The organism is Nonlabens arenilitoris, assembly GCF_002954765.1.
Classification (GTDB): Bacteria; Bacteroidota; Bacteroidia; order Flavobacteriales; family Flavobacteriaceae; genus Nonlabens; species Nonlabens arenilitoris.
On the sequence record NZ_MTPW01000001.1, the window covers coordinates 671,707 to 689,851 of the forward strand.

Annotated in this window: 19 protein-coding genes; 5 read left to right on the plus strand and 14 right to left on the minus strand. The window is 34.3% G+C overall.

The genetic code is table 11. The annotated features are described in order from the left end of the window. Positions 1 to 5 precede the first annotated feature (5 nt). Positions 6 to 638, plus strand: coding sequence for a response regulator (locus BST92_RS02935; protein ID WP_105070109.1), 633 nt, complete (start codon positions 6 to 8; stop codon positions 636 to 638). Here BST92_RS02935 and dnaG read toward each other — a convergent pair. The 6 genes from dnaG to BST92_RS02965 all read right to left on the minus strand — a co-directional run bounded on the left by dnaG (position 635) and on the right by BST92_RS02965 (position 7,058). Beyond that, a complete protein-coding gene (gene dnaG, locus BST92_RS02940) occupies positions 635 to 2,596 on the minus strand; it encodes a DNA primase (RefSeq protein WP_105070110.1) in 1,962 nt (653 codons plus the stop codon). The genes BST92_RS02935 and dnaG overlap by 4 nt on opposite strands. A gap of 228 nt (positions 2,597 to 2,824) precedes the next feature. Beyond that, a complete protein-coding gene (locus BST92_RS02945; protein ID WP_105070111.1) occupies positions 2,825 to 3,595 on the minus strand; it encodes a hypothetical protein in 771 nt (256 codons plus the stop codon). A gap of 125 nt (positions 3,596 to 3,720) precedes the next feature. Beyond that, positions 3,721 to 4,905 carry a hypothetical protein gene (locus BST92_RS02950; RefSeq protein WP_105070112.1) on the minus strand — a complete coding sequence of 395 codons (1,185 nt, stop codon included), beginning with the start codon at positions 4,903 to 4,905 and terminating at the stop codon, positions 3,721 to 3,723. 78 nt (positions 4,906 to 4,983) lie between these two features. Continuing rightward, on the minus strand, positions 4,984 to 5,754 hold the full coding sequence (locus BST92_RS02955) for a hypothetical protein (RefSeq protein WP_105070113.1): 771 nt from the start codon (positions 5,752 to 5,754) through the stop codon (positions 4,984 to 4,986). After that, positions 5,744 to 6,304, minus strand: a complete 561-nt coding sequence (locus tag BST92_RS02960) for an RNA polymerase sigma factor (RefSeq protein WP_342747824.1) — start codon at positions 6,302 to 6,304, stop codon at positions 5,744 to 5,746. The genes BST92_RS02955 and BST92_RS02960 overlap by 11 nt, the downstream gene beginning before the upstream one ends. A 166-nt stretch (positions 6,305 to 6,470) precedes the next feature. Further along, positions 6,471 to 7,058, minus strand: a complete 588-nt coding sequence (locus BST92_RS02965) for a fasciclin domain-containing protein (RefSeq protein WP_105070115.1) — start codon at positions 7,056 to 7,058, stop codon at positions 6,471 to 6,473. Between the two features lie 110 nt (positions 7,059 to 7,168). Between BST92_RS02965 and BST92_RS02970 the strand changes: the two genes are divergently transcribed. Together BST92_RS02970 and BST92_RS02975 are read left to right on the plus strand one after the other, a co-directional pair. Continuing rightward, a complete protein-coding gene (locus BST92_RS02970) occupies positions 7,169 to 7,732 on the plus strand; it encodes an RNA polymerase sigma factor (protein ID WP_105070116.1) in 564 nt (187 codons plus the stop codon). Continuing rightward, positions 7,729 to 8,520 carry an anti-sigma factor gene (locus BST92_RS02975; RefSeq protein WP_170061697.1) on the plus strand — a complete coding sequence of 264 codons (792 nt, stop codon included), beginning with the start codon at positions 7,729 to 7,731 and terminating at the stop codon, positions 8,518 to 8,520. The genes BST92_RS02970 and BST92_RS02975 overlap by 4 nt, the downstream gene beginning before the upstream one ends. 91 nt (positions 8,521 to 8,611) lie before the next feature. On the opposite strand, the gene era is transcribed toward BST92_RS02975, so the two are convergent. The 3 genes from era to BST92_RS02990 are packed head-to-tail and all read right to left on the minus strand — an operon-like array spanning position 8,612 to position 11,756. Further along, on the minus strand, positions 8,612 to 9,514 hold the full coding sequence (era, locus tag BST92_RS02980; RefSeq protein WP_105070118.1) for a GTPase Era: 903 nt from the start codon (positions 9,512 to 9,514) through the stop codon (positions 8,612 to 8,614). 18 nt (positions 9,515 to 9,532) lie between these two features. Then, positions 9,533 to 10,177, minus strand: a complete 645-nt coding sequence (locus BST92_RS02985) for a hypothetical protein (RefSeq protein WP_105070119.1) — start codon at positions 10,175 to 10,177, stop codon at positions 9,533 to 9,535. Positions 10,178 to 10,223: 46 nt separating this feature from the next. Then, the gene (locus BST92_RS02990) at positions 10,224 to 11,756 is read right to left on the minus strand and encodes a T9SS type A sorting domain-containing protein (protein ID WP_105070120.1); all 1,533 of its coding nucleotides are present in this window, start codon (positions 11,754 to 11,756) and stop codon (positions 10,224 to 10,226) included. Between the two features lie 197 nt (positions 11,757 to 11,953). On the opposite strand from BST92_RS02990, the gene BST92_RS02995 reads away from it, so the two are divergent. Beyond that, complete coding sequence (locus BST92_RS02995) at positions 11,954 to 12,907, plus strand: mechanosensitive ion channel family protein (RefSeq protein WP_245910849.1); 954 nt, start codon at positions 11,954 to 11,956, stop codon at positions 12,905 to 12,907. A gap of 37 nt (positions 12,908 to 12,944) precedes the next feature. Here BST92_RS02995 and BST92_RS03000 read toward each other — a convergent pair whose 3' ends face one another. The 3 genes from BST92_RS03000 to BST92_RS03010 all read right to left on the minus strand — a co-directional run bounded on the left by BST92_RS03000 (position 12,945) and on the right by BST92_RS03010 (position 14,358). Then, complete coding sequence (locus tag BST92_RS03000; protein WP_105070121.1) at positions 12,945 to 13,166, minus strand: hypothetical protein; 222 nt, start codon at positions 13,164 to 13,166, stop codon at positions 12,945 to 12,947. Beyond that, positions 13,163 to 13,753: a helix-turn-helix domain-containing protein gene (locus tag BST92_RS03005; protein ID WP_105070122.1), complete on the minus strand. Its 591-nt coding sequence runs from the start codon at positions 13,751 to 13,753 to the stop codon at positions 13,163 to 13,165. The genes BST92_RS03000 and BST92_RS03005 overlap by 4 nt, the downstream gene beginning before the upstream one ends. A gap of 125 nt (positions 13,754 to 13,878) precedes the next feature. Continuing rightward, positions 13,879 to 14,358: a nuclear transport factor 2 family protein gene (locus tag BST92_RS03010; protein WP_245910851.1), complete on the minus strand. Its 480-nt coding sequence runs from the start codon at positions 14,356 to 14,358 to the stop codon at positions 13,879 to 13,881. Between the two features lie 145 nt (positions 14,359 to 14,503). On the opposite strand from BST92_RS03010, the gene BST92_RS03015 reads away from it, so the two are divergent. Next, entirely contained in the window at positions 14,504 to 15,478 is a 975-nt protein-coding gene (locus BST92_RS03015; RefSeq protein WP_170061698.1) for a VPGUxxT family thioredoxin-like (seleno)protein, type 2, read from the plus strand. 99 nt (positions 15,479 to 15,577) lie between these two features. Here BST92_RS03015 and BST92_RS03020 read toward each other — a convergent pair whose 3' ends face one another. Further along, positions 15,578 to 16,027: a hypothetical protein gene (locus BST92_RS03020; protein WP_105070124.1), complete on the minus strand. Its 450-nt coding sequence runs from the start codon at positions 16,025 to 16,027 to the stop codon at positions 15,578 to 15,580. A 188-nt stretch (positions 16,028 to 16,215) separates the two neighbouring features. Next, entirely contained in the window at positions 16,216 to 18,126 is a 1,911-nt protein-coding gene (gene acs / locus BST92_RS03025; protein ID WP_105070125.1) for an acetate--CoA ligase, read from the minus strand. Positions 18,127 to 18,145 lie beyond the last annotated feature (19 nt).

Here is an 18,145-nt window from a genome sequence, read left to right on the forward strand (position 1 = left end):
TATAAATGAACGTTTTATTAGCAGACCATCATCCTGTGTTCCGTAGAGGAATAAAAAGTTTGATGAAGGACAGTAAGCGTTTACGCTTCACAGGAAAGGTTGAAGATGGAGAGATGCTCTTATCAGGCATCAAGGAGCATAAACCCGAATTACTTATCCTAGAAATTGACTTACCTAATTCTAACGGTGCTGGTGCAATAAGAGAGATAAGATCTCACTTTCCAGACCTTAAAGTACTTATCGTAAGCTGTCACCCAGAAGAGATATATGCCATTAGTGCCATTAAAGCTGGCGCAAACGGCTATATCTCAAAAACAAAATCTTCTAAAGAGATTAAAAAAGCGATTGAAACTGTGATCAGTGGAGAGACCTTCTTATCTGACTCTATTAAAGAAGTAATGAACTCAAAAAGTAAATCTGGTAAATCTGTAACCTTGCGTTACAAAAAACTATCTGCCAGAGAGATTGAAGTTCTTAATTTGCTTTCAAGAGGAAAGAGAAATAAGGAAATTTCACAAATCTTGAGTATCAATGAGAAAACGGTTAGTACTTATAAAACCCGTTTACTTAAAAAGCTTAATGTAGATAATATTGCAGACTTGATACACCAGTCGCGACTTCTACAAATCACCTCCTAGACAACACGATTTAGGCGTCTCCCCAGATATCTACTCAATTTATTATAGTCCCTAACGGTAGATAATACATCAGTATTATCTACTGCGGGATCTTTAGAAATACTCTCAAAAAGAGCTTTTATCTTCTCTTCTATCATTAATCTACGGAAATTAAGGATTGCATCCATGGTATAGGTAGAAACAGTTTCATCTTTAGACTTTACAAAAATCATTTTCCCATCCCATTTATGCAGTTGATATTTATCTTCTTGCATCACCAGATCTGCTACTAACCTAGCCTCGTGCTCATTAAGTGTAGACATGACATGGTTAAGATCTACTTTACCTTGCATCAATAATAGATCAACAATTTTGGGGTATAGAGTTTTAAATATAGTATTAGAAAACTCTATCTCATCATTTTGAAGATCGAGATAAACTTTTTCATAAACCGGCATGGTTACCTTAACAGGCTCAACGACTAGTTCTCCATCTTCTGACTCTTGTAGAAATTCTTCTTGAAAATCTTCAACTTTATCACCGTATAATAATAAGATTTTAATAATGGCGTGCTCTAAAACGGATCGCCTATCCACTTTAACAGCAGCCTCTGCACTTTCAACTTTTTTTAATGGTTGTGATTGTTGATCACGTCTCTCTTTCTTGCGTTGCTCTGTTATACCTGCATTACGATTTTGGGCTAGTGAAGAAAACAATACATCTTCTCCTATGTCCAGTATAGCTGCACTTTCTCTTACATAAATCTCTCTAGAAATATCATCAGGCACCTTGGCAATACTTTGCACAATATCCCTGATCATCTCTGCCTTTTTTATAGGATCACCTGCCGCTTCTTGTTTTAATAAGTTAGACTTAAAACTTATAAAATCTACTGAATTTGCTTTTAAAAAGTCCTCAATTTCAGTCTGTGTATGTGCTTTTGCAAAACTGTCTGGATCTTCTCCTTCTGGAAAGGTGCAGATACGTACATTAAGTCCGGCTTCAAGTATGAGATCTATACCACGTATAGCGGCACGCATTCCAGCGGCATCACCATCATAAAGAACTGTAATATTTTTAGTAAGTCTTTGTATAAGTCTAATTTGCTCTTTAGTTAAAGCGGTACCAGAACTGGACACTACGTTTTTAACGCCAGCTTGATGAAGCTGTATCACATCTGTATAACCTTCTACTAGATAGCATAAGTCTTCTTTAGCAATTGATTGCTTTGCTTCATAAATACCATAAAGCACTTTAGACTTATCATATATATCACTTTGCGGTGAATTAAGATACTTTGCCGCCTTCTTTTCATTAGTAAGTATTCTACCTCCAAAACCTAAAACACGACCAGATAAACTACGTATAGGAAACATTACACGACCTTTAAATCGGTCAAATTGTTTCTGTTCTTTAACTATGGTAAGACCTGTTTTCTCTAGAAACTCTAATTGATAACCAGCTTTTATGGCTGCATCTGTAAAAGCACTCCACTGGTCTGGTGAGTAACCTAGTTGAAAATATTGAATAGTCTCATCAGTAAAGCCACGTTCTTTAAAATAACTATAGCCTATAGCTTTACCCATTTCAGTTTTGAGTTGGGACTGCATCCACTCTGCGGCAAATTTAGAAACTAAAAACATGGACTCTTTTTGATCCTGTGTTTGCTTTTCCTCGTCTGTTTGTTGAGTTTCTATAATCTCAATTCCATATTTATTAGCTAACCATTTGATAGCTTCTGGAAAAGTAAAATGTTCATGTTCCATTAAAAAGGTAACCGCATTTCCACCTTTACCAGAACTGAAATCTTTCCATATTTGTTTTACTGGTGACACCATAAAACTAGGTGAACGCTCATCAGAGAATGGACTCAAACCTTTAAAGTTTGAACCTGATTTTTTGAGTTGCACAAAGTCACCGATTACCTCTTCTACTCGAGCGGTTTCAAAAACATTATCTACAGTAGTACGTGATATCAATTTATGGAATTTCTAATTTATAGTAACTTTTATTCTATAGTAAAATTAGCTTACTGCTTTTTACTGTACTTGGCCTATGAATGAGCATGTAAAAATAAGGATTAAGCAGCATAAGTAGATGAAACGGCCTGACAGTAATTTCAATATTCTATATAAGAGATACGCTTTCGCAAAAGCGCATAAAAAAAGCTCTTGCGATTACAAGAGCTTTATAAACTTTATAACTAATTACCTAAATCGCACACCTAATGTAACATATTGTTGTTGCACCGGAGAATCTTTAAAGATTTCATTTAAACCATAAGTTGCAAATAATTGCGTATCATTCCATCCAGCATAAGCACTTAGACCATATTGAAAATTATTCACTTCAAAGTCATTAGTTAGTGTGTTAGTCACATCACGACCTTCACGCTCATATTTAATTTCTTGAGAAGAAGTTGAAACCAATCCTATATATCCACCTATACCTACTACAAATGGTTTATGTCCTCCATAGCGTTTGAGCCCATCTTCATAATCTATTAAATCGCGTCTTCCAAATTCTAAGTGAACTGGTGCTAGTACACTAACTTGTGTAAACCTAGACCTATCGACATCAAATCCAGCATCCTCTAATCTAGTTACATTATTAAAGGTTGTAAAAACCTTATTATCATTAATCCTTAAACTTTGAATGCGCATAGTAAGACCATAATTGAACCTCAAAAAATCATCTTCTTTCTTAAGTCTCGTTGAGAATTCTAGTCCTACATCAAACATACCAGATCCCCAAAAACGATAATCATCTCCTATTCCATTACCATCACCTAAGGCCTGATTGAATCCAAAACCGATATATAGTTTTGTATTAGTCATGACCATTTCTTTATCTCTTCTAGATTGATCAAACATGTCAAGAAAATCATAAGGCGCGTCAGACAACTCCTTTTCTTCTTGAGCATAACCCAAATTAAACATCGCAAAAATTGCAGCAATTAAGAGTAAATTATTTTTCATAAATCATTTTTATTTAAATTTAATGTAGTGATTATTAAACAACTACTCATTAACTAATCTTTAACCATAGAAACTGCTCTTGTTTCTACACAAGAGCAGTTTCACTGGCTAACTTAAAAGTGGTATTACTGAATTCTAATCCCGAAGGTTACATATTGTGCGTCTACAGAATTGCTTTTAAATACATTATTGAAATTCATACGGCCAAAGAACGTCAAATCGCCTCTACCTACATATGCATCGACACCATATAAAAGAACTTCATTATCAAAATTGTTAATACGTGTTTCTTTAATTTCACGACCATCTAGATCATACTTCAACTTCAATCTTGAACTCATATTGAATCCTGCAAATCCACCGATTCCAAATTTCCATTTATCATATTCTTGAAAACGCACACGTCCATCTTCATATTCTTTGCGTTCACTACCGCCAAACTCTAAGTGAAGAGGAAACACCAATTGATCTTGACGGAATTTTGCTTTCTCTGTACTGAAACCTATATCTGTAATTTGTGTCTCATCGCCCTGTGAAAAGAATCGATTACCATTAAGCTCTGTACCTTGGGTCTGATATTCTACACCATATAATAATCTAAAATTATTGTTTTTATCTAAGGTCGTTTTCCATTGGTATCCTAAAGAGAAATAATTATTATTAGGATAACTAAAATCATTGATTCCTAGATCATCACCATTCATATAATTATATCCAAAACCTAGGGTAAATCCAGACGTCGTTTTGATATACTTTTGACTTTGCCTATTGTTCTCAATATTTATACTAATTCCTTTTTTAGTAGAAATCTCAAGTGTCGATGTCGCACGATCTTCAAGTCTGTAATCATAAAATGCAGAGGTGCGATTAACCTTTATCAAATTAATTTCGGCATCTGTTTTTGCTCTATGCTGTGTAATAATTTCTGCAAGATCTTCAGCAAATTTTGCTTTAGATTCATCAGCCTGTTCTTCTGTAATCTTATTGTCTTCTAAAGATTTATTAACTCGTTCAATCATCGTTTTAAATTGCGTCTTTTTATCTGAAACGTATAGACTGTGACTTTCTTCTAAGGCAGCTATAGCAGACTCACTACCTCTTATGATTTCGTCATGTGCTCCAGGTGTGCCATCTATGTATTTAACAACTTTACCATCTACTGTGTCTATCTGAACAGGATATTTTTCTCGCATGTTTGCAGCTCTAATGGAGTCTCTTTTAGTTTGCTTTTTTTCAGTTTCTTGAGCTTGAGTAAATAAGCCTAATAATAGACTAAAAACTAAGCTTACAATAAGTACATGTGTTTTCATAATATTTGGTTTTAGATATAAGTATGGCTGTCCGTTTTATTTAAACAGCTGTTTTAAAGGTTGTTAAATTGTTGTTGTTTATCTATTACGATCTACGATTGCAACAGCTTCGGCTCTTAAGAAATTAAGACCTCCTTGAATACTGTTCTGCAATTTGCTTCTATTATCAGATTCGATATCCCATTCAGTTTCTCTTAATAATTTATCTGGATTAACTGTCTTAACAGCTACTTCTGTAATCTCAACTTTACCCATCGCTTTATTCAGTAAAAGCTCCATTTCTTCTTCGGCAGTAAGTTGTTTTTCTATAATGTGCTGATCAGGTACGCTAGCCATTGCTGTATCTTCATTTACGTTTGATAATGGCTCATCTATAACAATAGCAGATGCAGAGTTTTGAACAGTCTGTATATCGTTTTTTAGTTTAGAATTTACAGTTTTAGGTTGCTTGTTATTTTGAGCAATCGACTGATTTTTTATAACATTATTACTAGATTCATCATTAATATGGACATCAGTATTAACCGTGCTAGCTACATCACTATTTTCAGTTTCATCTAGTTTAGGCTCAACAAACATCATGTCATTGCTATTAATATCTTCATCTAATGGTAAAGTATTGACTACTTCATTATTATCACTATCCATTAGAGCGTCATTAGTTAATGAAGGATATAATAGTAAAGCAGCTATAAATATGGCAGCAATGGCACTTAACCAATAAATAACCACTGGCTTTTTACTCTTCTTATCATCTTCATCTAATCGAGCAGACAGCGCATCCCAAGAACCAGCACTAGGCTTTATCTCTCTCTTCTCAAAAGTGTTTTTTATATTATTAAGCTTCATAATGCTTTTTTTTCATCATTTTTAATTCTTCCTGCAGCATCAATCGCGCTTTACGGAACTGTGTTTTTGAGGTACTCTCACTAATTTGAAGTACTTGAGCAATCTCACTATGTTTAAATCCATCAACTGCATACATGACAAAAACAGTTTTATACCCTACTGGCAATCCGTCAATCGCTTCTTGTAGAACGTTCATATCAATACTATCCTCGGCATCTTCATCAATACAGGCAGGTTCTTTCTCTTCATCAATACTAGAGGAATATTTAAAAGGATCTTTCTTGCGCAGGTAATCAATACATTCTCTTACCATAATACGTCTTACCCAACCTTCAAAACTTCCCTGATGTGAAAAGCTGTCCAGTTTTGTAAACACTTTAAAAAAACCGTTAAGCATCAATTCTTCTGCCAGCTCTACTGGCGATACATATTGTCTACAAACGCTTAGCATTCTAGATGCATGCTTTTCATAAAGATGCTTCTGGGCTTTTCTATCACCAGTAGCAGCTTTTTCAATAAGCTTTTTTTCGTTAGTATAGAGTTGTATCACTTTCACAATTTACAGACTTTCTATTAACATAGACGAGATGTTTTTAAAAAGGTTGTCTATGTCATGAAAATAATTTTATTTTTTTCTCGCTTTCGCGAAAGCGCACAAAAAAACCTCCTCTAATCGCATTGATTAAAAGAGGTCTTAAAGTAATTATTAGGGATAATTACTCTTTAGGAAGCACTACTTTATCAACGGCATGTATGACACCGTTAGTAGCTTCAATATCTGTTACTGTAATAATAGAAGTATTGCCATTTGCATCTTTAAGAACTACCTTACCATCTACAAGACTAGCATAAATGGGCTGACCTTGCACTGTAGTAGCCATAAAACCACCGCCATTAGTTTCAATATTTTCAACAATCTTTGCAGCCGTCCATTCTCCCGGAACTACATGGTAAGCAAGAATACGCTCTATTTTATCTTTATTTTCTGTCTTTAATAAGTTAGCGAGTGTTCCCTTAGGTAATTTATCAAAGGCACTATTAGTGGGCGCAAAAACGGTAAAAGGCCCTTCACTTTGTAAAGTCTGTACTAAATCTGCAGCTTTTACTGCAGCTACTAAGGTTGCAAAACGTTTATCTGATGCTGCCACACCTGTAATATCATCAGCCATTACTTGTGGCGTTGCTGATTTTACAATAGCTGGCTGTGCAGGGCTTGTAGAGGCTAGTTGTTGATCTGATTGTGCATTAACACTCATTCCCAATCCTAAGAATGCAAGTGCTGTAAAGACGTTTGTTAATTTCATTTTCAAATTTTATTTTGTTAATTATTTGAAAGTTGGATGCATCTATGGGTAATACGCCCGTAACTTTGAAATGGATTTTTAACAAGTACTAAATAAAAGTTAAAACAAAATTGACTCCTATTCTAGAACAGCATATCGTTGAATTAATTAGGCAAGGCGACCAGCGAGGCATGAGTTTACTCTATGATCATTATGGTCCCGCTTTATATGGTTGCGCTTTAAAACTTACTAAGGATAAAGACGCATCCAGTGATATACTACAAGATGCATTACTTAAAATATGGAATAATTGTAACTCCTATAATGCAGATAAAGCGAAATTCTTTACCTGGTGTTATGGGATTACTCGCAACACAACAATTGACTATTTAAGAAAAGTTCAAAAAAAACAGTCCAAAGAAATCCAATTAAAGGATCGAGACGTATATCCTATAGAGGACACTATTAATCAAGATGATAAAGAAAGTCTTAAAAGGCAAATTAGTACCTTAGATACAAAATACATATCTGTATTAGATGCTGTCTTTTATAAAGGTATGACGCATATGGAAGCAGCTGATTATTTAGATATTCCTCTAGGAACTTTTAAAACCAGAATGCGTGCTGCTTTAATAGAATTGCGCACTATAAATAAAGGGATCACCGTTCTAATATGGATTTTAACAATATCATGAAAATAGAGAATCAACACATAGAAGAGTTTTTGCAATCTGGTTTACTAGATCGATATGTCATAGGTGATACGACTGATGCTGAAAATGTTGAGATAGAGAATATGATAGCTCAACATCAAGAAATTCAAACAGCTTATGATAAATTACAAGAAGAGCTATTCTTATATGCTCAAACAAATGCTGTTACTCCACCTTATGATTTAAAAGAACAAATTGTAAATAAAGTACTAAAGCGAGAAGAATCCGTAAATAGCAATCATGAAAACTGGTTGAGCATCGCTGCTGTTATAGTTGCTTTACTTGCTTTATCTGGTCTAGGTTACTTATACCAGCAAAATACTGGTCTTAAACAAGAGATTGTAGAAACGACTACTCAATTTGAAAACCTAGAACGTGATTATGAGCTCAATGATACTCAAAAAAGAATATTAGAAATGCGTCTTGCATTTATAGAAGCTGGTGATACTGAGAAATATTTAATGCGAGGTTACATAAAAGAAGAACCGTTACGTGTTATTGCATATTATAATCAACCAGCTGGTAAAGCTCAAATAGAAATTGCCGCGCTGCCAGCCTTAGAAAAAGGAAAGGATTATCAATTATGGGCAGATGTGGATGGAGAGATGGTTTCTCTAGCAGTATTAAATGACTTAAAACCTAAAACCATAAGTGCTGAGATTCTTAAAAAAGCATCAGATTTAAATATCACTATCGAAAAAGCTGGAGGAAGCAAACACGCAAGTGTTGAAAATTTAGTGTCATCGATACCATTAAATACGATACCATAATCTTTTATAGATTTTAAAATACTCTTTTCAAAAGTAAAGCCGATGTTGATTTGACAACATCGGCTTTATGATTTTATATAATTGAAAAGAGTTATTTATTCTCTCCTTTATAACCAAAACGTCGCAGTTGTTTCTCATTACTACGCCAGTTTTTATTCACTTTTACATATAACTCTATATGAACCTGCTTGCCAAAGAATTTTTGTAAATCCTTGCGTGCCTCAGTCCCTACACGTTTAATAGCAGCACCTTTGTGACCTATAATAATTCCTTTTTGCGTCTCGCGCTCTACCATAATCACTGATCGTATTCTTATGATATCTTCATCTTCAAAAAATTCTTCTGTATCAATCTCTACAGAGTATGGAATCTCTTTTTTATAATGTATTAAGATTTTCTCGCGTATGCTTTCATTTACAAAAAATCGTTCTGGTTTATCTGTTAAAGCATCTTTAGGATAAAAAGCTGGTGAAGCTGGCAATATTTCAACAATACGTGCCATTAATTGTGGAACACCAAAATTCTCTAAAGCACTAATCGCAAAAATCTCTGCATTAGGCAATCTTTCTTTCCAGTGCGCCACGGCATCTTCTAGTTGAGACGCTTGACCTTTATCAATCTTATTAATTAATACGATAACCGGAACCTCGGCAAAGGTTAATCGTTTTTCAAACGCTTCATTTTTAAGTTCCTTTTCACCTAGTTCTACCATATACAGAATACAATCTGCATCTTCAAAAGCATTTTTTACAAACTCCATCATACTTTCTTGAAGCTTGTATGCTGGTTTAATAATACCAGGCGTATCACTCAATACCATTTGAAAATCCTCACCATTTACAATACCTAATATACGGTGACGTGTGGTCTGTGCTTTTGAAGTAATAATAGATAAACGTTCACCTACTAGAGCATTCATCAATGTAGATTTCCCAACATTAGGATTCCCTACTATGTTAACAAAACCTGCTTTATGTTCTACTTTCTCTTCCATGTGACAAAGGTAGCCGTTTTAAAATTGTGGCTTTTCAATTAAAGCTTTTAAAAATGTAGATTCGACGTTTTTCACATCATTTTCCATTATAGCAATTTTAGTCTTTGAAGCGATTGCCGGAAATCCCTTAAAATTATATGTTAACCACTCTACATTCTCACCATCACGATTTGTAACATCTTCAATAGTGAAAGCATTTTGAGCCATCTTTTCAGCCTCTGGAAAAAAGAACAGCTGGTCACTTGCAGTAAGATTATAATTTTGAATGGCTTTTATAAAACGCGCTCCATTTTCTGATGGTTGATCACCATTAAACAATAATTGATCAGTGTCTTCATCCATCTTTTCAAAATCACCTGATTCACCTACCTGATCATTAATTAAACCTCTTACATGTTGTAATTCAGTCAGTAATCGTTCTGACTTGGTATGAAACTCATTCATATGGTTATAGGCACTTGCATATACCGCTGGGTTTGCCATGGCGCTATCTGTTATCGTTTTCATTAATGCCTCGATTTCCTTGGACTTGTCAACTGTATCTGCCTCTACATTAAGCTCTATCGTATCAAATGCTTCCGTAGTTTGATTGTTAAAAAAGTTACATGCCGTTATGGTGAATAATAATGATATTGTGAAGAAAATATATAAGTGTTTTTTCATGGTGATTTGGTTATTATTACGCTTTCGCGAAAGCGAAATTATACTATTATTCCTTAATTAATTGTTTTACCGTTTTGGAACCTTGCACATCGATAATGGTTAGAAAGTATATTCCTGAAGGAAGTTTTGAAGTATTGATAACGTTACTATTTAAAATAGAACTTACTGGCTGACCTAAAGCATTATATAAGGTTAATTGCTCAGTTTCAACCTTTCCTTCAACTTTAACTTGATCTCGAAACGGATTAGGAAATACAGATGGCACAATATTATAGTTTACTGAATTAGATAAAGTAAAAGCATCTTTAAATCGCACAAGCATGGTCCTTCTAGTAGTCGCGTCAGTAGCCATACCTACAACGATCACTTTTCCATCATCCTGCAATAAAACTTGTCTATTATAATCTTGATGGGTACTACGTGGCAGAATGTATCTCCCACTATTACCGAAGCCATTAATTAAAGCACCATCAACTCCTATATTAAGTAGTAATAAATCATAATTATTATTACCTATAACATCTGCCTGCGCGATAAATGAGCCGTCTGGCAGCTCAACGACACTGTAGGCAAACGTGACTCCATAGTTACTAGAACCATGGTTAAAATACGCTACCCCAGTAGTGTTAAATGTGGTATCTAAAAGACCATTTGCTGTGATTTTATAAAGTGCAAGTTGCGTGTCTATGGAGTTATTACCTGCTGCTCCGGTAATTAATAATCCACCGTCAGTAGTAAAAATCATGTCTCTGGTTGTGTAATTCTCTAGAGTATCAATTATGATTACTACGCCGTTAGTCCCATAAGAAGTAATCAATGATCCTTGAAGATCAAATTTCATAACCGTTGCATCATACTCATTTGTAGCAGTATTAAGTATAGTACCGCTTAAAAAAAGTTCATCTTGGTCATTAATTATCAATTCATAGAAACGAGAATCTGCGGGAACTGGCAGGTCCAAAACTCCGTTAGTACCAAAACTAGTATCTAACACTCCGGTATTATTATATTTAAGCAACTTGTTAACTACAGCAGCATTTTGAGTGGCTGCTAGAACAAATATTTCTCCAGTGCTGGTAACAGCTACTTCCCATACCTCATCATCATTTGTTCCTAGATTAGTTTTTACATGTCCATTTGTCCCAAAGGTTGTGTCCACAGAACCATCAGGCATCAATCGTGATACAAAAACATCCCAATAAGTTCCAAAGAGTGAAGCATCACTATCTGATGTTCCTGCGATAATAATTTTTCCATCTGACTGCACTTGAATTGCATTTGCATTATCCTTAGAATTTGTATTAATATTTACTAAGACTAAACCATTGGTCCCAAACGTAGCATCTCTAGATCCTGTATCTAAATATTTCTCTAAATAATAACTGGTGTTAGAACCTGGATTTCCCGCCACGAGAACTTTATTACCTGGCAGCATAGTAGACACGTTTAAAAATGTTCCATTAGTTGCTCCATTTGCATAGCCATTAACACCATAAGTTAGATCAATAGAAATATTTTGAGCTATCGAACTACTCAAACTTACCAATGTCAACAGAGTTGAAAACCATATTTTTCTCATAACTCTAAAGTACTATTTTATAAATGATTATCCTTTATCAGTAGATTCATCTTAATTTAAATGTTAAATTTTAAGGATATTGAAAATAAATTTTGTTTTTATTAAGGATACCTAGTTAAACCATGTTAAATAACCAATTAACACTGTTAAAGAACTCTATTTTTATAAATAATTAAAATCAACCCAATTAATAATTTATGATATTCCAACAGGAAAACACAGAAGAAATAGCAGCTGCTGCCGCAAAGGCTGCAAAAGCAGAAGCGAGATCTAACATGACTACAACTGAATTGATTTTAGATCAATTAGAATCATGGTATGAAACTCTTATCACCAACTTGCCTAGTATGGCAGTTGCACTAATTGTATTAATAGTAACTTATTTTATATCAAAATGGGTTAGTCGAGGTGTACAAAAACTAATACAGCATAAAGTCAATCAAGTATCTGTGCGCAAACTAATAGGTAAAGTCGCTGCAGCCGTAGTAATTGTAGGTGGTTTATTTATTGCACTAAATGTTCTTGATTTAAATGAAACGGTACAAGCCATAATTGCTGGTGCTGGTGTATCAGGTCTTGTCATAGGTCTTGCTTTACAAGGTACTTTATCTAATACGTTAAGCGGTGTACACTTAAGTTTTAGGAAAATGGTAAGCGTTGGCGATTGGGTAGAAACCAATGGCTATGAAGGTGAAATTATTTCTATAGATTTAAATAAGTTCATTATGCGTGAAGCAGATAATAATACTGTGATTATACCTAACAAATTAATCATGGAAAACCCTATGAAAAACTACGGTCTAACTAAAACCATGAGAGTTATTGTGCACTGTGGTGTAGGCTATGAAAGTGATCTAGATCACGTAAGGGAAGTAGCTAAACAAGCGATTCTTGACAATTTTGACCAAATCAAATCTAAAGACGACGTAGAGTTCTATTATAGAGAATTTGGCGATAGCAGCATTAATTTCATGTTGAGGTTCTATTATGATATAGAAAATGGATTACAAAAGTTAATCAATACTAGTGAAGCTATTATTGTAATCAAAAAAGCATTTGACAGAGAAGGAATTAACATCCCATTCCCGATAAGAACACTACAGTTTGACAATCAATTACAAATGCAAAATGTTCCAGAGCAACAAAGTTAGAGTAGTTTAGATTTATAGATTGAGAATCCCTAGATCATTAATGATTTAGGGATTTTTTATTGGTATTATCCCAGGCTTTATACAGTAGGATGATGAGCATAATCTCAAAAGCTAATGTTGCTAGAATGCCTAATGGAAAAAAAATAATCATACAAAAAGACACTCCGCCTATAATCCCTACAATTCCGGTCCATTTTGCAAGTTCTCCTAATTGATCTCTATGAGTAAAAAATCCTAAAGCAAGAAATAAGTAAATCAAACCATAAAAAAAAGAGAAGAGTAAGATAGCACCATACCTATTCCTTCATTTTCATCCAGCAAATTTGAATAAAACAAGAAGTCAATTATATAAAATATTGCAAGTAAGGCTATAGCGCCATACGATGCATTTTTAATTAATGTGCCTTTATTAAGCAGACCATAGTGCGCAATAGCTATTAGTAAAACAGTTAACGTTAGATATTCAATAATTATACTTACCCCATAAATACTAGGTGGCATAAGCTCAGTATTAAAAGCTTCGTTTATACTCACTAATACATTTAATGTTCCTAATATTAAATAGATAATACCAGCAATCATTCCCCAACCTAGTAAAGACTTATTATAATTAATGGCTGGCAAAACATCGGGTTGTTTTTCTGAAGTTTTAAAAACCTCATCAATGGATTTACCTAAAGCTTCAAGAATATTTTTAACTGTGTAACTTCTAGGAGTTACATCTCCATTCTCAATGCGTTGTATGGTGCGTACATTTATGTTACACAGCTCAACAAGCTCTTCTTGAGTAAGTCCTTTTTCCTTTCTTAATTGTGCAATGTAGTTTCCTAATTCTGGCTGATTCATAACAAATAGTTTTTAAATTCTTGCCGCAATAATACTGGAGACAATGGGCTAGGTCAAAATTTTTTAAGCTACTTAAACCCGACATTTACACGGCAAAGCCTTGAATAGCCTATAAAACAAGTAAATCAATCGTTTGATTGTCTCGTAGAATGCATTAACTCTAATTTCCAAACAGAATCTTTTTTAACAGCTACAACACTTTCTAACCAGCTACTTTTAAAACTAACGGTATCTAATTTGAACGTACCGTAATTGTGATATGCTAGCCATAATTTATCGCCGTTACGTTTTGCCGCAATTCTTTCAAAGTTGTTGATTCGTTCAAATTGGAGCTCTCTTTTCTTAGCATTTTTACACCAGTTTGCAATAGTGTCATTATTCCATACTTCACCATGTTCTAATAGCAAGAAATCATCTGTTTGATACCTAGTTATTGCAGTCTCATCATGACCTGACCAGACCTCATCAAATAAGTCTTGAACCACTTTCTCTACAGCTATTGTCGCTTCCTCATCAGTTTCTTGAAGTTTTTCGGTTGTTGCGGTCGAGCAAGCATACACGATTACTATTAAGAAAAATAGTGTCGTTAGTTTAATAATTTTCATAAGTATAGATTTTGAGTTAAAGTTAATACGCTTTTGCGGAAGCGTAAACAAATAAAACACAAGTATTTAAAAATCACAGTAATGTTATATAAACGTGACACCTTTAATACAAATGAATTCTAATTTTAATCTAAATAAAAAGGTTATGAAAAATACTGTAAATACAATTATAGCTATAAGCTTAGCACTATACTCAATAATTTCAAGCGCACAAAGAACAGACCCAAAAAGTCAAGATAAAGAATTAGGCGCTGTAAGCTGGTATAGAGACTATTCAACCGCATTAAAACTATCTAAAGAACATAATAAACCAGTTCTTATTTTATTTCAAGAAGTTCCTGGATGCGCTACCTGTCGTAACTATGGTCACAATGTATTGAGTAACCCATTGATGACTGAGGTTATTCAAAATGAATTTATTCCCTTAGCAATTTTTAATAATAAAGGTGGTAAGGATAAAGATGTATTAAAGATCTATAAAGAACCTGCATGGAATAATCCCGTGGTACGTATTGTAGACTATGATGGTGTAGATATCGTAGATCGTGTGGGAAATGATTACAGTGCCCAAGGTTTATATCGCGCAATGGAAAATGCTTTAAAAGTTAGCAAAATAGAGATCCCGCAATACATGATGATTTTAGCAAAGGAGCTTTATGGTAATATCAATTCTAGGAATAAAGAAACCTACTACAGCATGTACTGTTTCTGGAGTGGTGAGAAGCTATTAGGTACTCAACCTGGTATATTAAATACTGAAGCAGGATTTATGAATGGTTATGAGGTAGTAAAAGTAACCTATGACAGCACTGCATTAAACATTAATGATTTAAACAGTTATGCAAATAGTCAAGAAATGCGTCCTATTAAAAAGGATCAATCTTATAGAATCAGTTCTAAAGATGAAGATTATTATTTAAAACATAGCAACTACCAGTATTTACCTTTATCTCCTCTACAGCGCACATTAATAAATAGTGCTTTAGGAAATAGGAATGATGCACAACAATATTTAAGTCCACAACAAATGAAATGGTATGCACAATCTGGTAAAACTGATAAAATTCTGTATTTATCACCCTTTGGACAAGCTTGGAAAGAAAGGATGTATAGTTCTTAATTTAAGTTAACTAGAGACTTTCCCTTAAAAAAACTAATACTAAAACACCTAACAAAATGGTGAATTTACTAGGTGTTTTTCATGTTTATATTGATTTAATTACAGTACATCTGGTAAGGCCTCTATCCTACCATAAAATGTTGCTGGTCTAACCTTATCATACATATCTACATAAGAAGCATCTGATTCAATAACTTCTTTTAAATTTGGTAATTCAGCACTTAATTTAGCAACAAACTCTGTTGAATCACTACTTTGATTTGCCGTTCTTCTAATCAGTTTTAAGTACTCTACTTCTGTTAGTGCTAGACGATATTTATCACTCATAAATACCAAGCTATCTTGTCCATTTCTAGCGGCACGAAGTGCTTTACTAAACTTAAATCGATCACTGTTACTTATTTCACTATTTAGCAGTATAAAATCATTCAACTCTGCTTTTGCTGAACCTAAATAAATTTCATCTAACTGATCTTTAAAAACTTGTGCATTACTTTGAATTGATAAAAGAAAAACTAGGGCTGCTGTTATATTTATATATGTTTTCATGATTATGAATTTTACTTATTATTATAGTGCAAATTTAAAACCTATAGATAGTAAAACATGTGAACATCTTTCACCTAAAATGATAGATTATTCCCAATAAATAACCGCATAAATAACATTTCTGTTTTTTATGCGGTGATATAGTTAGATACGCTTTCGCGAAAGCGATATCTAATAGATTTTAGTATTTACACAATAGCTTCCTCCATAATATCTTCAACGACTTCTGGATTAAGAAGTGTGCTTATATCGCCTAAATTAGAGGTGTCTTTACAGGCAATTTTTCTCAAAATGCGACGCATAATTTTACCACTACGAGTTTTAGGCAACCCATTTGTAAATTGAATTTTATCCAGCTTTGCGATGGCACCAATACGATCTGCAATGAGTTGGTTGATTTCTTTACGCAGGTTATCATGATCTCTACCTTCACCGGTTTCTTTTAATGTGATGTAACCATATAACGCGTTTCCTTTAATATCATGTGGGAAACCTACTATAGCACTTTCTGCAACAGCTGGATGCTCATTTATCGCATCTTCTATAGGCGCTGTTCCTAAGTTATGACCACTAATGATGATCACGTCATCTACACGACCTGTGATTCTATAATATCCCACAGCGTCTCTTAAAGCGCCATCACCTGTAAAATACATGTTTTCAAAACTATTGAAATAGGTGTTTTTATATCTTTCATGATCACCATAAATAGAACGCGCCATGGATGGCCATGGATACTTAATAGTCAATCTTCCTTCAACTTGATTACCTCTTAATTCTTTACCTTTTTCATCCATTAATGCTAGTTGAATACCTGGTAACGGTAAAGTTGCATAAGTAGGTATGGTAGGTGTAGAGTATGGTATAGGCGAGATCATGATTCCACCAGTCTCTGTTTGAAACCACGTGTCTGCTATAGGGCTATTTTTCTTACCTACATGGTCGTTATACCAGTGCCACGCTTCTTCATTAATAGGTTCGCCCACGGTACCTAGAACTTTTAAAGAGCTTAAATCATGATTTTCTACAAAGCTTATATTTTCTTTAGCGAGCGCTCTAATTGCGGTAGGCGCTGTATAAAACTGTGTGACTTTGTGTTTTTCTACTATTTCCCAGAATCTACCATAGTCAGGATATGACGGCACGCCTTCAAACATGACAGATGTGGCACCATTTGCTAGCGGTCCGTACACAATATAACTATGACCAGTGATCCAGCCTATGTCTGCAGTACACCAGTAGATGTCATTTTCTCGATATTGAAATACATTTTTAAAAGTATATGCTGTATAAACCATGTAACCTGCCGTGGTATGCACCATTCCCTTAGGCTTTCCCGTTGATCCAGATGTATATAAAATAAATAAAGGGTCTTCTGCATCCATAACGGTGGCCTTGCAGGTAGGACTTGCTTCATCTAATAAAGGTTGTAACCATATGTCACGTCCTTCTTTCATCACTACATCACTATTGATTCGATTAACAACAAATGATTTTTTGATACCTGGACAGGTTTCTAAAGCTTGATCTACAATACTTTTAAGGTCTATTGTTTTTTTACCTCTATAACTACCATCACTACATATAATAGTTTCACAATCACAATCATTAATACGTGTCGCTAGTGCCGTTGAACTAAATCCTGCAAATACTACTGTGTGTACGGCACCTATCCTTGCACAGGCCAGTATAGATACAGCAAGCTCTGGTATCATAGGTAAATAAATACAGACACGATCTCCTTTTTCTATTCCTTGCGATTTTAAAACATTAGCAAATCTAGAAACACGTTCATGCAATTCTCGGTAAGTAATGTGTTGAGCTTCCTCATCTGGATTATTCGGTTCAAATAGAATAGCTGTCTTATCTGCTCTAGTAGCAAGATGTCTATCGAGACAGTTCTCTGTAATATTGAGTTTTGCTCCTTCAAACCACTTCACTTCAGGTTTTGAAAAATCCCAGCTTAATACTTTATCCCATTTCTTGCGCCATAGGAAATGTTCTTCGGCTATTTCTTCCCAGAAACTTTCTGGATTGCGCACTGATTTTCTATAGACTTGCCAGTATTCTTCGAGGTGTTTTATGTGATAATTACTCATTTTAAAATAGCTTTAGACA